The sequence below is a fragment of the Bacillus sp. 2CMS4F genome, from assembly GCF_023161785.1.
GTDB classification, from domain to species: domain Bacteria; phylum Bacillota; class Bacilli; order Bacillales; family Bacillaceae; genus Bacillus; species Bacillus halotolerans.
In genome coordinates this window covers 406,072-421,639 of record NZ_JALNTO010000001.1, presented here as the reverse complement: position 1 = coordinate 421,639, position 15,568 = coordinate 406,072, and the positions used below count along the sequence as shown (strand labels likewise).

The 15,568-nt window shown below is 41.3% G+C and carries 20 protein-coding genes; all 20 read left to right on the top strand.

The window, feature by feature from the left end; translation table 11 throughout:
* Position 1 precedes the first annotated feature (1 nt).
* Genes fliE through flhB form a run of 20 tightly spaced genes read left to right on the top strand, consistent with a single transcriptional unit; the run spans position 2 to position 15,561 of the window.
* Positions 2 to 322: a flagellar hook-basal body complex protein FliE gene (gene fliE, locus MTN95_RS01825; protein ID WP_024121395.1), complete on the top strand. Its 321-nt coding sequence runs from the start codon at positions 2 to 4 to the stop codon at positions 320 to 322.
* 45 nt (positions 323 to 367) lie between these two features.
* Complete coding sequence (fliF, locus tag MTN95_RS01820) at positions 368 to 1,978, top strand: flagellar basal-body MS-ring/collar protein FliF (protein WP_248336753.1); 1,611 nt, start codon at positions 368 to 370, stop codon at positions 1,976 to 1,978.
* Positions 1,979 to 1,990: 12 nt separating this feature from the next.
* Entirely contained in the window at positions 1,991 to 3,007 is a 1,017-nt protein-coding gene (gene fliG, locus MTN95_RS01815) for a flagellar motor switch protein FliG (RefSeq protein ID WP_003231981.1), read from the top strand.
* Positions 3,000 to 3,752 carry a flagellar assembly protein FliH gene (fliH, locus tag MTN95_RS01810; protein ID WP_202853058.1) on the top strand — a complete coding sequence of 251 codons (753 nt, stop codon included), beginning with the start codon at positions 3,000 to 3,002 and terminating at the stop codon, positions 3,750 to 3,752. Before fliG ends, fliH begins: the two co-directional genes overlap by 8 nt.
* A complete protein-coding gene (gene fliI, locus MTN95_RS01805) occupies positions 3,749 to 5,065 on the top strand; it encodes a flagellar protein export ATPase FliI (RefSeq protein ID WP_248336750.1) in 1,317 nt (438 codons plus the stop codon). Before fliH ends, fliI begins: the two co-directional genes overlap by 4 nt.
* Positions 5,066 to 5,068: 3 nt before the next feature.
* Complete coding sequence (gene fliJ, locus MTN95_RS01800) at positions 5,069 to 5,512, top strand: flagellar export protein FliJ (protein WP_010334249.1); 444 nt, start codon at positions 5,069 to 5,071, stop codon at positions 5,510 to 5,512.
* A gap of 11 nt (positions 5,513 to 5,523) precedes the next feature.
* Positions 5,524 to 6,138 carry a MotE family protein gene (locus tag MTN95_RS01795; RefSeq protein WP_105954231.1) on the top strand — a complete coding sequence of 205 codons (615 nt, stop codon included), beginning with the start codon at positions 5,524 to 5,526 and terminating at the stop codon, positions 6,136 to 6,138.
* 11 nt (positions 6,139 to 6,149) lie between these two features.
* Positions 6,150 to 7,616 (top strand): flagellar hook-length control protein FliK, encoded by a 1,467-nt coding sequence (locus tag MTN95_RS01790; RefSeq protein WP_105954232.1) that lies wholly within the window; start codon positions 6,150 to 6,152, stop codon positions 7,614 to 7,616.
* A complete protein-coding gene (gene flgD / locus MTN95_RS01785) occupies positions 7,613 to 8,038 on the top strand; it encodes a flagellar hook assembly protein FlgD (protein WP_105954233.1) in 426 nt (141 codons plus the stop codon). Before MTN95_RS01790 ends, flgD begins: the two co-directional genes overlap by 4 nt.
* A 21-nt stretch (positions 8,039 to 8,059) precedes the next feature.
* On the top strand, positions 8,060 to 8,854 hold the full coding sequence (flgG, locus tag MTN95_RS01780; RefSeq protein ID WP_024121402.1) for a flagellar basal body rod protein FlgG: 795 nt from the start codon (positions 8,060 to 8,062) through the stop codon (positions 8,852 to 8,854).
* Between the two features lie 39 nt (positions 8,855 to 8,893).
* On the top strand, positions 8,894 to 9,109 hold the full coding sequence (gene swrD / locus MTN95_RS01775; RefSeq protein WP_202853057.1) for a swarming motility protein SwrD: 216 nt from the start codon (positions 8,894 to 8,896) through the stop codon (positions 9,107 to 9,109).
* Positions 9,106 to 9,528, top strand: coding sequence for a flagellar basal body-associated protein FliL (gene fliL / locus MTN95_RS01770; RefSeq protein ID WP_202853056.1), 423 nt, complete (start codon positions 9,106 to 9,108; stop codon positions 9,526 to 9,528). Before swrD ends, fliL begins: the two co-directional genes overlap by 4 nt.
* A gap of 33 nt (positions 9,529 to 9,561) precedes the next feature.
* A complete protein-coding gene (gene fliM / locus MTN95_RS01765) occupies positions 9,562 to 10,560 on the top strand; it encodes a flagellar motor switch protein FliM (RefSeq protein WP_010334255.1) in 999 nt (332 codons plus the stop codon).
* Positions 10,550 to 11,686, top strand: a complete 1,137-nt coding sequence (gene fliY / locus MTN95_RS01760) for a flagellar motor switch phosphatase FliY (protein ID WP_202853055.1) — start codon at positions 10,550 to 10,552, stop codon at positions 11,684 to 11,686. The genes fliM and fliY overlap by 11 nt, the downstream gene beginning before the upstream one ends.
* A gap of 27 nt (positions 11,687 to 11,713) precedes the next feature.
* Entirely contained in the window at positions 11,714 to 12,076 is a 363-nt protein-coding gene (cheY, locus tag MTN95_RS01755) for a chemotaxis protein CheY (RefSeq protein ID WP_010334256.1), read from the top strand.
* A gap of 14 nt (positions 12,077 to 12,090) precedes the next feature.
* Positions 12,091 to 12,750 (top strand): flagella biosynthesis regulatory protein FliZ, encoded by a 660-nt coding sequence (fliZ, locus tag MTN95_RS01750; RefSeq protein WP_202853054.1) that lies wholly within the window; start codon positions 12,091 to 12,093, stop codon positions 12,748 to 12,750.
* The gene (gene fliP, locus MTN95_RS01745; protein WP_202853053.1) at positions 12,743 to 13,408 is read left to right on the top strand and encodes a flagellar type III secretion system pore protein FliP; all 666 of its coding nucleotides are present in this window, start codon (positions 12,743 to 12,745) and stop codon (positions 13,406 to 13,408) included. Before fliZ ends, fliP begins: the two co-directional genes overlap by 8 nt.
* Positions 13,409 to 13,422: 14 nt before the next feature.
* On the top strand, positions 13,423 to 13,692 hold the full coding sequence (gene fliQ, locus MTN95_RS01740; RefSeq protein WP_010334259.1) for a flagellar biosynthesis protein FliQ: 270 nt from the start codon (positions 13,423 to 13,425) through the stop codon (positions 13,690 to 13,692).
* Positions 13,693 to 13,699: 7 nt separating this feature from the next.
* Complete coding sequence (gene fliR / locus MTN95_RS01735; RefSeq protein WP_202853052.1) at positions 13,700 to 14,479, top strand: flagellar biosynthetic protein FliR; 780 nt, start codon at positions 13,700 to 13,702, stop codon at positions 14,477 to 14,479.
* Entirely contained in the window at positions 14,479 to 15,561 is a 1,083-nt protein-coding gene (gene flhB / locus MTN95_RS01730) for a flagellar biosynthesis protein FlhB (protein WP_024121408.1), read from the top strand. The genes fliR and flhB overlap by 1 nt, the downstream gene beginning before the upstream one ends.
* Positions 15,562 to 15,568 lie beyond the last annotated feature (7 nt).

Here is a 15,568-nt window from a genome sequence, read left to right as displayed (position 1 = left end):
TGTGATCAATGCAATTTCTCCTTTTCAGGTTCAAAATACTCAAAACACTCAAAATGCAACAAATCAATTAAACAATAGCCAAAAAACAGACTCTTCAAATCAAACAAGCTTTTCGGAGCTTTTAAAAAACTCTATAAGTTCGTTAAATGAGTCCCAAGTAGCTTCTGACAATATGACTAATGCCTTGGCTGCAGGAAAAGATGTGAATCTTGATGAGGTCATGATCGCCGCTCAAAAAGCAAGCATCTCTCTGACTGCTGCAACTGAGTTCCGCAACAAAGCTGTGGAAGCATACCAGGAGATTATGAGAATGCAAATGTAGGGGGTCTGACGAGAAAGAGAAAGAGTGGAATGACCGGGGGTTAACATGAATCGTACTCTAATGCAAATGAAAAACAAAACGAGTGAGTTTTGGAAAAATAGATCTAAATTACAAAAGGTTTTAATGATTAGTGCTTTAGCGGCAATTATCATTCTTGCCATAATTATCAGTATTTTTTCTTCTAATCAGAAGATGGCGCCGCTGTACAAAGATTTGTCAGCTGAAGAAGCCGGACAGATCAAAGAGGAATTGGATGCAAAAAAAGTGCCTAGCGAACTTTCAAATGGCGGTACGGTCATTAAGGTTCCGGAAGATCAGGTTGATTCACTGAAAGTTCAGCTGGCGGCAGAAGGGCTTCCTAAAACAGGATCAATTGATTACTCATTTTTTGGACAGAACGCCGGCTTTGGTTTAACAGATAATGAATTTGATATGGTGAAAGTCAAAGCCACACAAACGGAACTATCCAATCTGATTAATGAAATGGACGGTATCAAAAATTCAAAAGTAATGATTAACCTTCCGAAAGACGCTGTCTTTGTCGGTGAAGAGCAATCAGCAGCATCTGCTTCAATCGTCCTGCAGACTCAGCCTGGCTACAATTTGGACCAAAGCCAGATCAACGGATTATATCATCTGGTATCAAAAAGTGTGCCGAACTTAAAAGAAGATAACATCGTCATCATGGACCAGAACTCTACTTACTATGACAAAACAGACAGCGGTTCAGGGTCCTACGCTGATAGTTATTCTTCGCAGCAGGGAGTTAAATCCCAAGTTGAAAAAGACATTCAAAAACATGTTCAGTCATTGCTTGGAACGATGATGGGGCAGGACAAAGTTGTTGTTTCTGTCACGGCTGATATTGACTTTACAAAAGAAAATCGCACAGAAGACATCGTCGAGCCTGTTGACAAAGAAAACATGGAAGGCATCGCGGTCAGTGCTGAAAAAGTATCGGAAACATATCAGGGAGACGGCGCAGCTAATGGCGGAACTGCCGGAACCGGTGATGAAGATGTAACAAACTATCAAGCTGACGGTGAAAATACCGAAAGTGGGAACTACGAAAAAAGCAGTAATAAAATCAATTACGAGGTTAACCGAATCCATAAAGAAATAGCTGAAAGCCCTTATAAGGTAAGGGATTTAGGGATTCAAGTAATGGTAGAGCCGCCTGATGCCAAAAACACAGCGTCGCTATCAACTGAAAGACAGGATGATATACAAAAAATCCTTTCAACTGTTGTCAGAACATCATTGGATAAGGATGAAACACAGAACCAGAACCTTTCTGATGAAGATATCAATAATAAAATTGTTGTCTCCGTTCAGCCTTTTGACGGAAAAGTAAGTCTTGATACTGATACGGAAAAATCCTCCGGTATCCCAATGTGGGTATATATCGTAGGGGGCGTATTGATCGCAGTTATCATTATTCTGATCATTATGTTTATCAGAAAGAAACGCGCTCAAGAGGATGAATTTGAGGAATACACGTACGAAGTGCCTCAGGAGCCTATCAATTTGCCTGATATTAATGAAGAGGAAAATGAAACAGAGGAAACAGTCAGACGAAAACAGCTTGAAAAGATGGCGAAAGATAAGCCTGAAGACTTTGCAAAACTGCTGAGAAGCTGGCTGGCCGAGGATTAGGAGGGATTAGAAATGGCGAGACGTGATCAAGATAAGCTTACAGGAAAACAAAAAGCAGCCATTCTCATGATTTCCTTAGGTTTAGATGTGTCAGCTTCTGTATATAAGCATTTAACCGATGAAGAAATTGAAAGGCTTACCCTTGAAATATCAGGAGTTAGAAGTGTCGATCATCAAAAAAAGGATGAAATTATAGAGGAATTTCATAATATAGCGATTGCCCAGGATTATATTTCTCAGGGCGGATTAAGCTATGCCAGACAAGTTCTTGAGAAGGCGCTGGGAGAAGATAAGGCTGAAAACATACTAAACAGGCTGACTTCTTCTCTGCAAGTTAAACCATTTGACTTTGCCAGAAAAGCAGAGCCTGAACAAATTTTAAATTTCATCCAACAAGAGCATCCGCAAACGATGGCTTTAATCTTGTCTTACCTTGACCCTGTGCAGGCCGGACAAATTTTATCCGAGCTGAATCCTGAGGTACAGGCAGAAGTCGCAAGAAGGATTGCGGTAATGGACAGAACATCACCTGAAATTATTAATGAAGTAGAACGGATTCTGGAACAGAAATTATCCTCCGCATTTACTCAGGATTATACACAAACCGGCGGAATCGAAGCTGTTGTTGAAGTGTTAAACGGTGTAGACAGAGGAACAGAAAAGACGATATTGGATTCCTTGGAAATTCAGGATCCTGATCTTGCTGAAGAAATCAAGAAGCGGATGTTTGTCTTTGAGGATATTGTTACCCTTGATAACCGAGCAATTCAGCGGGTTATACGCGATGTTGAAAACGACGATCTGCTCCTTTCATTAAAGGTGGCGAGCGAGGAAGTCAAAGAAATTGTATTCAACAATATGTCACAGCGTATGGTTGAAACGTTCAAAGAAGAAATGGAATTTATGGGCCCTGTACGTTTGAAGGATGTAGAAGAGGCTCAATCAAGAATTGTAAGCATCGTCAGAAAGCTTGAAGAAGCCGGTGAAATTGTTATAGCAAGAGGCGGAGGAGACGATATTATTGTCTAATATCATTAAACAAGAATCATCTTTTTCCCCACAGCAGGAAAGAAGAAAGCTTTCTTTACAAGAGGTTCGGATCGATCATTCACATCTTTTACAGACTGAAGAAAATCCGGAAGCGTTAATGGCCCGGATCAAAGAAGAAGCTGATCGGATTTCCGAGCAAGCGAACAGCCAGAGGGAAGATATCCGCCGTCAAATTGAGCAGGAAAAAAATGATTGGGCGGCTGAAAAACAGCAGCTTATTGAAGAAGCGAAAACAGAAGGTTTCGAGCAAGGTGTTGCATTAGGGAGAGCTGAAGCCTTGCAACAGTATGCTGAGCTGATCAATCAGGCAAACAGCATAACAGAGATGTCCAGAAAAGCTGTAGAGGATAAGCTTGAAGATGCCTCCGGAGAAATCGTTGAGCTTGCCGTTGCGTTAGCTAAAAAAGTATGGCAGCAAAAATCTGATGATAAAGAGGCCTTTATCCTGCTTGTGAAACAGGTGGTAAACGAAGTAAAGGAATATGACGATATATCAATATATGTGGATCCTTATTACTATGAAACAGTTTTTCAGCATAAAGACGAAATCCAGCAGCTTCTTTACAAAGAATGCCGGCTGGGTTTATACGCCGACGAAAAAGCTGAAAAAGGATCATGTTATATAGAAACTCCTTTTGGAAGAGTGGATGCAAGCATTGATACCCAGCTGGTGCAGCTGAAGCATAAGCTCCTTACAGCACTGGAAGCAGGTGCGGATCAATGAAGACACAGAGTCTGATAGATTGCATAGAAATGACAGACTCGTATAAGCGTTATGGAAAAGTGAAACGGGTGATCGGCCTGATGATCGAATCAAAGGGGCCGGCAAGCTCAATTGGCGACCTGTGCCTGATTTATGCAAAAGGTCAATCAGGTAAAGTCATCAAAGCTGAAGTTGTTGGCTTTCAGGAAGAAAATATTTTGTTAATGCCCTATTTAGAGGCCGCTAGCATTGCCCCCGGGAGCATTGTTGAAGCCACCGGTGAATCTCTTCGTGTAAAGGTAGGAGCCGGTCTGAACGGACAAGTCATTGATGCGTTTGGCGAACCGCTCGACGGAAAACTTTTGCCGAAAGGACTTTCGCCTGTATCGACGGAGCAATCACCTCCTAACCCGATGAAACGCCCGCCTATCCGTGAAAAAATGGGTGTTGGAGTCAGGTCTATTGACAGTCTGCTGACTGTCGGAAAAGGCCAGCGGATTGGTATTTTCGCAGGAAGCGGCGTCGGGAAAAGCACATTAATGGGAATGATCGCTAAACAGACCGAAGCTGATTTGAACGTAATTGCACTCGTCGGAGAACGCGGTCGAGAGGTTCGGGAGTTTATTGAAAAAGACTTGGGAGCAGAGGGTCTGAAGCGGTCAATTGTAGTTGTTGCTACCTCAGACCAGCCTGCATTAACGAGGTTGAAAGCCGCTTATACAGCGACAGCCATTGCTGAGTACTTTCGTGATAAAGGGCAAAATGTCATGTTTATGATGGATTCTGTCACAAGGGTGGCGATGGCTCAGAGGGAGATCGGACTTGCCGCTGGAGAGCCTCCGACGACAAAAGGATATACGCCCTCTGTGTTCGCTATTTTACCTCGTTTACTAGAGAGAACAGGTGCAAATGAACACGGAACAATCACAGCGTTTTATACAGTGTTAGTCGACGGAGATGACATGAATGAGCCTATTGCTGATACTGTTCGCGGAATCTTAGACGGACACATTGTGTTAGACAGGGCACTTGCTAATAAAGGCCAGTTTCCTGCCGTCAATGTGTTAAAAAGCATCAGCAGGGTGATGTCAAACATCTCGACAAAACAGCACTTAGACGCAGCGAATAAATTCCGTGAACTTTTATCAACGTATCAAAATTCTGAAGATCTCATTAATATTGGAGCTTACAAAAGAGGGTCCTCAAGAGAAATTGATGAGGCGATACAATTTTATCCGCAGCTTATTCAATTTTTGAAGCAGGGAACAGAAGAATCAGCATCATTGGAAGAAAGCATTGCTGCATTAACTAGTTTGACAGGAAATGAGGAATAGAACGTGGCCTATCAATTTAGATTCCAAAAGCTGCTGGAACTAAAAGAGAACGAAAAAGACCAGTCTTTGTCTGAGTATCAGCAATCAGTTTCTGAATTTGAAACTGTAGCGGAGAAACTATATGAGAATATGAGCAAAAAGGAATTGCTTGAGCAAAATAAAGAAAACAAACTGAAAAGCGGGATGAGCGTTCAAGAGATGAGGCATTATCAGCAATTTGTCTCAAATCTTGAAAACACAATTTATCACTACCAAAAGCTCGTCATTATGAAAAGGAATCAAATGAACCAAAAGCAAGAAGTGTTAACAGAAAAAAATATTGAAGTGAAGAAGTTTGAAAAGATGCGTGAAAAACAGTTTAAAATGTTTGCTCTTGAAGACAAAGCTGCAGAGATGAAAGAAATGGACGATATTTCGATCAAGCAGTTTATGATTCAAGGCCATTAGGAGCGAATGTAATGTCCGGCAAAAAGAAAGAATCAGGTAAGTTCCGATCGGTTTTGCTGATCATTATCCTTCCGCTGATATTTCTGCTTATAGCAGGGGGGATTGTTCTCTGGGCGGCTGGTGTCAATGTCTTAAAGCCGATACAGGAAGCTGCAGCCAAAACGCCAGTTCTTAAAGAATTGGTTCCTGAGACCGAAGATAAAAAAGATACATCATCAGCAGCTAAGAATAACAGTAATACGGCGGCTCTGGAAAAAACCATTAAGGATCAAAAAAGTGAGATCAGTATATTGAATAAAGATTTGGATACAAGCAAATCTGAAATAGACAGGCTGAATCAAAAGATTCGTTCTCTTGAAAAAACAGCGGAAGACCAAAAAAAGACATCGAAGGATAACACAGAAGGTTCATTAAGTTCTGATAAAGCTTCTGATGATAAAGTCATCAGTGTTTATAAAAGCATGGACAGCGGAAAGGCTGCTAAAATCATTGCCCAATTAAAGGAAAAAGAAGCGCTGAAAATATTGAATGGACTGAGCAAAAAGCAGCTTGCTGAAATTTTGGCAAAAATGACTCCTGAGCAAGCGGCAACATATACAGAAAAAATTGCTGCCAGCCAAGAATAGGGGGAATAAAGGTGAAGCTGCTTGAATTAGCCGGACCTCGGCTGCAAACTACTGCAGGGACAGCTGCTAAAACAATCAAAAATAGCCAGGGAGTTTTTCAAAATTGGCTTATGTCTGAAGCCGGCTCGAAAGAACCTTCATCACAAGGAAATGGGGCTCAGACTGACGATCAGCTTTTAAAAGATGCATGTAAAAAGATCAGTGATTGGCTAAATGCAACTCCTGAAAACCAAGACAAGCAAAAAGCCGATCTTCTGCAAACGTTAAGTAAACTAACAGGAAAGCAGCTGGATGAATCCGCTCAGCAAATGTTACAGAATCTGCTGCAAGCAGTTGAATTAAAATTGGCTGACGGAACTGATCAACTGCACATGGGGCAAATACTTGCAGACAAAACCATTTCTGAAGAGAAAACTGCTCTGACTGCAAAGAATTCAGCTGGTGATGCCGCTACTGATGAACTCAAGTCTGATAGAGAACAAGAAGTTCAGGGAAATGAGGCATCAGCAGAAGATGATAAAACACTTATTCATATCCAAATGTTTATCAGTCAGCTTTTAGAAGGAAATAAAATGACTGACCGTGATCATCAAGCTCATACTGTCTACAAAAATGGAGATGAATTTCTTTCGGCATTAGATAAAAAGGGCATATCTGAACAGCTTATTCAGGATCTTAAACAGCAGATATTTACAAAAGATGAGTCAAGTTCAAAGCTTTATAAGATGTCAAAGTCAGAGCTGAAAAGTTTTCAAAGCTTAATGGAACAGATGTCGGTGCTTCCTCAAAAAGGGACGAAGGAATGGAATATAGCTGAAAGTCAGCTGAAAGCTTTCTTGTTATCGAAATCATCCGAATCGTCACAAGATGTCGCAAAACGTGCTCTTACACCGGACACTCTGACGTCAGGTAATAAAAGTACGGCAGATTCCTCTGTAAGTATTCAGCCTATAGATAGTAAGTCAGGAATTCAAATGATGTTTTCAGGCTACCGGAGCACCGGAGGAGTTCAGACACTCGATTTGCAGCTCTCATCTGATTTGCATGCAGCCGATACGAAAACGGTTGCTGATCAAGTGATCAGTGCATGGAAGCAGATGAAATATACACCCTTTGGGAGGTCAACCGGCAGTTTTACAATTCGGCTGAACCCTGAACATTTAGGATTTGTCACAATTAAGCTGACAAATGAAAATGGAATGTTCCAGAGTAAAATCATTGCATCCAGCCAATCTGCAAAAGAGCTGCTTGAACAACATCTGCCTCAGCTGAAGCAATCACTGCCGAATATGGCTGTCCAAGTAGACCGTTTTACATTGCCGATTCAAAGCGGAGACCAGCCGATATATGGCCAGCTTGCTGATGAACAGAAACAGCAGCAAGAGGGACAGAAGCAGCAAAGACAGAAAAAGCAATCAAACGAGTTTGGAGACTTGCTTGATGAAGTGTCAATGGTTGAATTGGAGGAAGAAGAATGACATCAATAAGCTCAGAATATAAATTGCCTGAAAAAACAAGCAGCACTGCCGCTGCAAGCAACAGCAGCCTGGGAAAAGACGAGTTTTTAAAAATATTAATGACTCAAGTCCAAAACCAAGATCCGCTTAATCCGGTTGATGACAAAGAATTTATCAGCCAGATGGCGACTTTTTCAAGTCTGGAACAGATGATGAATCTGAATACGACGATGACTAAATTCGTTGAAAACCAAGATCCGTTTACAACGTATGTTGATTGGATGGGAAAAGAAGTATCTTGGACTGATGGTAAAAGTGCAACAGATAAAACAGGCACGGTAAGCTCTATTAAACATTCTAAAGGAAATTATTATCTCGTTCTTGATGATGGGACCGAGATCAGTCCGGCGAATGTCATGTCTGTGGGACAATCATCTAAATAAAAACATCTGGGGGAATATATTATGTTACGTTCACTTTATTCTGGAATCAGCGGTATGAAAAACTTTCAAACAAAACTTGATGTTATCGGCAATAACATTGCCAACGTAAATACAGTGGGATTCAAAAAGAGCCGGGTTACCTTTAAAGATATGGTAAGTCAAACGATTGCCGGCGGTTCTGCTGCTGGTGCAACAATCGGCGGAACAAACTCTAAGCAGATCGGTTTAGGTTCATCATCTGGCACAATTGACACCATCCATTCAACAAGCGCGACACAAAGCACAGGAAGAACGCTTGATTTAGCGATTGACGGAGACGGTTATTTTCAAATCGATACAGGTGATGGAACGGCTTACACAAGAGCCGGAAACTTCTATTTAGATAATACCGGAACATTGGTGACTGGTGACGGCTACCATGTGTTAAATATGACGGGAGGAACAATAAAAATTCCTCTAGATGCTCAAAGCTTTAGTATCGGATCTGATGGAAAAGTGTCAATTGTTGATGCTGGCGGTAAACCACAAGATGGCGGTCAGATCGGGATTGTTACTTTTGCAAACAGTGACGGCTTAGATAAAATCGGAAGTAACTTGTATCGTGAATCTTTGAACTCTGGAACTGCTAGTGCAGCTAATCAGCCTGGTGATGGCGGTACAGGTGCCTTGAAGTCAGGATTTATAGAAATGTCTAACGTTGATTTAACAGACGAGTTTACTGAAATGATTGTTGCTCAGCGCGGGTTCCAATCAAACTCCAAGATTATTACAACATCGGATGAAATCCTTCAAGAGCTGGTAAACCTTAAACGTTAAGGAGGGAGGGGAGGCGAGTAATCGCTTCTCCGCTGTTTTATGATTAAAGTAACCCGTTTAAATGGGCAGCCCTTTACGCTGAATGCGTTATTTATTGAACAGATTGAATGCTTTCCGGATACTACAATCACACTGTCGAACGGTAAGAAGTTTGTAGTAAAAGAAAATGAAGAAGCTGTTCTGGAGAAGATTGCGTCTTTCTATCAAAAAATACAAATATTTTCAATGGACCATGGAATAGAGGAACCGGAATGAAGAAAAAATTATTGATCATTTTACTAATTATTCTTATCGTAATTGGTGCTCTCGGGACGGCGGCTTATTTTGTTTTAGGCGGAAAGTCCGAAAAAAGTGAGGCAAAACGAAGTATTGATGAAATCGTTGCATCTTCTGTTGATGTAGCAGAAATCACAACGAATTTAAAGTCCGATAACATTATTCGCTTAGCGATTAAACTTGAAACTGACTCTGATAAATCAAAAGAAGAGCTTGAAAAACGTGATTTTCAAGTGAAAGATGCTGTTATATCACTGCTGGCTGATACGAATGCTGATGAGATTGAGGGAGACAAGGGAAAAGAAACCTTTAAGAAGGAACTAAAAGATAAAGTGAATAGCTACCTCCAAGAAGGAAAAGTAGAAAAAGTGTATATTACCTCTTTTAATCTGCAATAAAGCATAATTTGACAGAATACGGAGGTGAGGAAAATGTCAGGAGAAGTTCTCTCCCAAAATGAAATAGATGCACTGCTTTCTGCAATATCAACGGGTGAAATGGATGCTGAAGAGCTGAAAAAAGAAGAAAAAGAGAAAAAAGTAAAGGTTTATGATTTCAAACGCGCGCTGCGGTTTTCTAAAGACCAAATCCGCAGTTTAACAAGAATTCATGACAATTTTGCAAGACTTCTTACAACTCACTTTTCTGCTCAGCTCAGAACGTATATCCATATATCGGTCAGCTCTGTTGATCAGGTTCCATACGAGGAATTTATCCGATCCATACCGAATATGACGATCCTGAATTTATTCGATGTCCATCCGATGGAAGGCAGAATTATGATGGAGGTTAACCCGACAATTGCCTATACGATGATGGATCGTGTGATGGGGGGCATCGGGATCAGTCATAATAAGGTTGATAGTTTAACAGAAATTGAAACAAAAATTATTTCTAATTTATTTGAAAATGCACTGGGAAATTATAAAGAAGCTTGGCAGTCCATTGCTGATATTGAACCCGAAATGACTGAGTTTGAAGTGAATCCGCAATTTGTTCAGATGGTATCTCCTAATGAAACGGTTGTTGTTATTTCACTCAACACACAAATCGGCGAAATCAGCGGTGTCATTAATCTTTGTATCCCGCATATCGTCCTCGAGCCGCTCATACCAAAGCTTTCGGTCCATTATTGGATGCAATCAGAAAGAAATGAACCGAAACCTGAGGAAACAAAGTCGCTTGAAAAACGTATCATGACAGCACAAATACCTGTCGTGGCCGAACTCGGCACATCTGAACTGACAATAGAAGAGTTTTTAAGTTTAGAAGTCGGAGACTGCATAACTTTGGACAAATCAGTAACAGATCCTCTTACTGTATTGGTCGGAGATAAGCCGAAATTTTTAGGACAAGCCGGCCGGGTGAATCGAAAACAGGCAGTGCAAATTTTAGACCACGACATAAGAGGTGAACAAGATGGAGAATAACAGATTATCTCAAGATGAGATTGACGCGCTTCTTAACGGCACGAGCAGCACACCTGACGAGCCTGAGGCTACGGAAGTGCATGACTTATCGGACATGGAGCGTGATGCGATCGGTGAAATCGGAAATATTTCATTCGGCAGTTCAGCGACAGCTTTATCCACGCTTTTAAATCAAAAAGTTGATATTACGACTCCAAACGTAACTGTCATCCCAAGAAGCAAAATCAGTGATGCGTTTCCTGAACCGTATGTTGCAATTGAAGTGAATTATACGGAAGGTTTCAGCGGCAGCAACCTGCTAGTCGTCGAACAAAGTGACGCAGCGATTATTGCGGACCTAATGATCGGGGGAGACGGGAAAGGTGCAGATCCTTCACTTGGAGAGATCCATTTGAGCGCGGTTCAAGAAGCGATGAACCAAATGATGGGGTCGGCAGCAACGTCAATGTCTACTGTATTCAGTAAAAAAATTGATATTTCACCCCCGCGTGTAGAACTGCTTGATGTAAATGAAGAAAAAGGAACAGACCGTATTCCTGCTGATGAAATGCTGGTTAAAGTTTCTTTCCGCTTGAAGGTGGGCGAGTTAATAGACTCTAACATCATGCAGCTATATCCGCTGACATTTGCTAAAGATTTGATCTCGAGCCTTATGAACACGGAGGAAAGTCCAGCTGAAGAAACAACGCCGGAGCCTGAGGTTACATATGAACAGCCGAAAGAGCCTGTGATGTCCGAGCCGCGGAACGAACCGCAGCAGCAAGCGCCGGCTAAAAGGCAGGGGAAACCGAAGAAAGCCGCGCCTGTTCAAGTTTCACCAGTGGAATTTTCATCATTTGATCCAAATGAGAGCACACAAGCTCCTATAAACAATCTGGATATGCTTTTGGATATCCCGCTTTCGATCACTGTTGAACTCGGCAGAACGAAAAGAAGCGTAAAAGAAATTTTAGAACTTTCAGCCGGAAGTATTATTGAGCTGGATAAATTAGCCGGTGAGCCGGTAGATATTTTAGTGAATCAGCGTATCGTTGCCAAAGGCGAAGTCGTGGTCATTGAGGAAAATTTCGGAGTAAGGGTCACTGACATATTAAGCCAGGCAGAACGCATTAATAATTTAAAATAAAGAAACACGAGGAGAGAGAAAAAAATTATGGCACATAGAATTTTAATTGTAGATGACGCAGCATTTATGAGAATGATGATCAAAGATATTTTGGTAAAAAACGGTTTTGACGTAGTGGCAGAAGCCGAAAATGGCGCTCAGGCTGTAGAAAAATTTAAAGAGCATTCTCCTGACTTAGTTACAATGGATATCACAATGCCAGAAATGGACGGTATTACTGCACTAAAAGAAATTAAACAAATTGATGCTCAAGCTAAAATCATTATGTGTTCTGCCATGGGACAGCAATCAATGGTTATCGATGCTATTCAAGCCGGCGCTAAGGATTTTATCGTAAAACCTTTCCAGGCGGACCGTGTGCTTGAAGCAATCAACAAAACATTAAGCTAAAGGGTGTACGACTGTTGAAAAAGAGTCAATGTTTCATTGCTTTTATATGTTTTTTCATTTTATTCAGTGTGCATCCGCTTGCTGCTGACGCGGCGGCATCTGATGATTCAACTGTAAACGAATGGTTTCAAAAGAAAGAGGAAAAGACCGCAGATAAGCCAGAGCAAAAGAAAGAAAAAACGACACAAACTGCTGATGAGACGGAGGGAGCTGCTGCTCCTTCTGTTTCAGCTTTTGATTTTGTGAAGATGATTTTCGCTTTATTGTTTGTCATCGCGCTGATTTACGGGCTTGTTAAGCTTATGAACAAAAGAAACCGGCTGCTAAAGCCTTTTCAATATGTTGAAAATATCGGCGGAACATCGGTTGGCCAAAACCGATCTATCCAATTGATTAAAGTCGGCAACAGTGTTCTCGTCGTTGGGGTAGGAGAGACGATCCAGCTCCTTAAAGAAATTGAGGATGAAAAGGAAATCGAAGACATACTCAGCCAGCATGAAGAGGCGATGTCAAGCAAAATAGAGTGGCAAAAGTTTGTCAAACCCCTAAAGGGTTCTGAGAATCAGCCGCAGCAAAAGCTGCCTTCATTTTCAAAAGCATTAAAAGAGCAGCTTGAAGAGCTAAAACAAAACCGTTCAGAAGGAAAAAAGAAAGGCCCACGTCATCATGAATGAGTTTATAAATATTTTCAGTTCAAGCGATCCGGATAACGTCAGTTCAACTGTTAAATTACTATTATTGTTAACTGTATTTTCAGTGGCGCCTGGAATATTGATTCTTATGACTTGTTTTACCCGCATCGTCATCGTTCTGTCGTTTGTCAGAACTTCACTGGCGACGCAATCAATGCCGCCCAACCAGGTCCTTATCGGCCTTGCGCTATTTTTAACATTTTTTATTATGGCTCCTACTTTTTCAGAGATTAATAAAGAAGCGCTGACACCATTGATGGACAATAAAATCAGTTTGGACGAAGCGTATACAAAAGCTGAGGAACCGATTAAAGAATTTATGAGTAAGCACACAAGACAGAAGGATTTGGCACTGTTTATGAATTACGCGAAAATGGATAAACCCGAATCATTAAAAGATATTCCTCTTACAACGATGGTTCCCGCTTTTGCCATTTCGGAGCTCAAAACAGCGTTTCAAATAGGCTTTATGATTTTTATCCCCTTTTTAATTATTGATATGGTAGTGGCGAGCGTTCTGATGTCAATGGGGATGATGATGCTCCCTCCAGTTATGATTTCTCTGCCCTTTAAAATTTTACTTTTTGTTTTAGTAGACGGCTGGTATTTAATTGTGAAATCTTTGCTTCAGAGCTTTTAGGGTAGGTGCTAAACGTGAATTCAGAATTTGTAATTTCTATGGCGGAAAAAGCCGTATATGTAACGCTGATGATCAGCGCGCCTCTGCTTGCGATCGCCTTATTGGTCGGATTAATCGTCAGCATCTTTCAGGCGACAACTCAAATCCAGGAACAGACTTTGGCGTTTATTCCCAAAATCGTGGCAGTCCTCTTGGCACTGATTTTTTTCGGGCCATGGATGCTGTCGACCATCCTTTCGTTCACAACAGAGCTGTTTTCTAATTTAAATCGTTTTGCAGGGTAATACAGTGATGAATTCGATTATTGATTTATTTCCTGCTTTTTTATTGGTTTTTATTAGAATCTCTGCTTTTTTTATAACGGTTCCGCTATACGGCCACAGAAACGTTCCGGCTGTTCATCGTATCGGATTTGCTTTTTTTCTTGCAGTCATTTGCTTCAGCACGATTGATAAACCTCCGTCTTTGGAGGTTGACGAGCAATATATGCTGCTGGCGTTTAAAGAAGCTTTGGTGGGTCTGTGTCTTGGTTTGATTGCTTATATGATGATTGCTGCTGTTCAGATAGCCGGTTCGTTTATTGATTTTCAGATGGGTTTTTCAATTGCGAACGTTATCGATCCGCAAACGGGCGCACAGAGTCCATTGATCGGCCAGTTTATCTATACGATGGCTCTTTTGTTTATGCTGAGTGTCAATGCGCATCATTTGCTGCTTGACGGTATTTACTACAGCTTTCAGTATATTTCGGTTGATCAGGCATTTCCGAATTTTGGCGATGAAAAGTTTGCCTATCTTATCGCCAAAAGCTTTAATGCAATGTTTATTATCGCATTTCAAATGTCGGCGCCGGTTGTGGCCAGTTTGTTTCTTGTGGATCTTGCATTAGGCATCGTGGCCCGGACAGTTCCGCAATTAAATGTATTTGTCGTCGGTCTGCCTTTAAAGATTGCTGTCAGTTTTATCATGCTCATCGTGTGTATGTCCGTTATCTTCGTCGTTGTTCGGAATGTTTTCGGCTTAACGATTGAAACGATGCGGAATCTTTTAGCATTGGTCGGTGTTTCTTAATGAAGCTAAGAATTGACCTCCAATTTTTTGCGGGAGAAAAAACAGAGAAAGCCACTCCGAAAAAACGGAAGGATACTAGAAAAAAAGGGCAGGTTGCAAAAAGCTCTGATGTGAATACTGCCGTTTCGTTATTAGTCATCTTCCTTTCGTTTATTGCGATCGGCCCGTATATGAGAGACAGGCTGCTGTCATTTATAGAGACATTTTACACGGAGTCACTCACAATGAAGCTCTCAGAATCAAATGTGCACATCCTGTTTATCAGCTTATTAAAGGATACTGGCATCGTACTTGCTCCGATTCTGCTTGTTGCCCTTGTTGCAGGAGTTGTAAGCAACTATATGCAGGTGGGATTTTTATTTTCTACGGAAGTGATCCAGCCTAAGCTTGAAAAATTGGATCCGATAAAAGGCTTTAAACGGATATACAGCATGAGGGCGATTGTAGAGCTGCTTAAATCGATTTTGAAAATTGCTGTTGTAGGATTTGCGGCGTTTGTTGTGCTTTGGATGCACTATGGAGAAATTCTCCGCCTCCCGCTTCTGACACCTGAAGAAGCACTTTCCTTTGTTTCAAAACTCACCCTGTGGATGGGGCTGAGCGGAGCAGGGGCTTTGTTGATTCTTGCCGGACTCGATTATTTGTATCAGAGATTTGACTATGAGAAAAATATCAAAATGTCAAAGCAGGATATAAAAGATGAGTACAAAAAATCTGAGGGAGATCCGATTATTAAGTCTAAAATTAAGCAACGACAGCGGGAAATGGCGATGAGGCGGATGATGCAGGAAGTGCCGAAAGCTGATGTCATCATCACAAACCCGACTCACTATGCGATCGCACTTAAATATGACGAAGAAAAAATGGATGCGCCATACATTGTTGCAAAAGGTGTTGACCACCTTGCATTAAAAATAAGGAAGATTGCTAAAGAGCATGATGTCATGATGGTAGAAAACAGGCCGCTTGCCCGTGCGTTATATGATCAGGTTGAAATTGACCAGGCAGTGCCGGAAGAGTTTTTTAAAGTCTTGGCAGAAATCTTGGCGTACGTATTTAAAACGAAACAAAAAGTAAATTGAATTTTAC

Excerpts from the sequence above, each read along its gene's own strand:
- fliF (WP_248336753.1), top strand. The coding sequence starts at position 368 with ATGAATCGTACTCTAATGCAAATGAAAAACAAAACGAGTGAGTTTTGG.
- fliG (WP_003231981.1), top strand. The coding sequence starts at position 1,991 with ATGGCGAGACGTGATCAAGATAAGCTTACAGGAAAACAAAAAGCAGCC.
- fliI (WP_248336750.1), top strand. The coding sequence starts at position 3,749 with ATGAAGACACAGAGTCTGATAGATTGCATAGAAATGACAGACTCGTAT.
- MTN95_RS01795 (WP_105954231.1), top strand. The coding sequence starts at position 5,524 with ATGTCCGGCAAAAAGAAAGAATCAGGTAAGTTCCGATCGGTTTTGCTG.
- flgD (WP_105954233.1), top strand. The coding sequence starts at position 7,613 with ATGACATCAATAAGCTCAGAATATAAATTGCCTGAAAAAACAAGCAGC.
- flgG (WP_024121402.1), top strand. The coding sequence starts at position 8,060 with ATGTTACGTTCACTTTATTCTGGAATCAGCGGTATGAAAAACTTTCAA.
- swrD (WP_202853057.1), top strand. The coding sequence starts at position 8,894 with ATGATTAAAGTAACCCGTTTAAATGGGCAGCCCTTTACGCTGAATGCG.
- fliL (WP_202853056.1), top strand. The coding sequence starts at position 9,106 with ATGAAGAAAAAATTATTGATCATTTTACTAATTATTCTTATCGTAATT.
- fliM (WP_010334255.1), top strand. The coding sequence starts at position 9,562 with ATGTCAGGAGAAGTTCTCTCCCAAAATGAAATAGATGCACTGCTTTCT.
- fliY (WP_202853055.1), top strand. The coding sequence starts at position 10,550 with ATGGAGAATAACAGATTATCTCAAGATGAGATTGACGCGCTTCTTAAC.
- cheY (WP_010334256.1), top strand. The coding sequence starts at position 11,714 with ATGGCACATAGAATTTTAATTGTAGATGACGCAGCATTTATGAGAATG.
- fliP (WP_202853053.1), top strand. The coding sequence starts at position 12,743 with ATGAATGAGTTTATAAATATTTTCAGTTCAAGCGATCCGGATAACGTC.
- fliR (WP_202853052.1), top strand. The coding sequence starts at position 13,700 with ATGAATTCGATTATTGATTTATTTCCTGCTTTTTTATTGGTTTTTATT.
- flhB (WP_024121408.1), top strand. The coding sequence starts at position 14,479 with ATGAAGCTAAGAATTGACCTCCAATTTTTTGCGGGAGAAAAAACAGAG.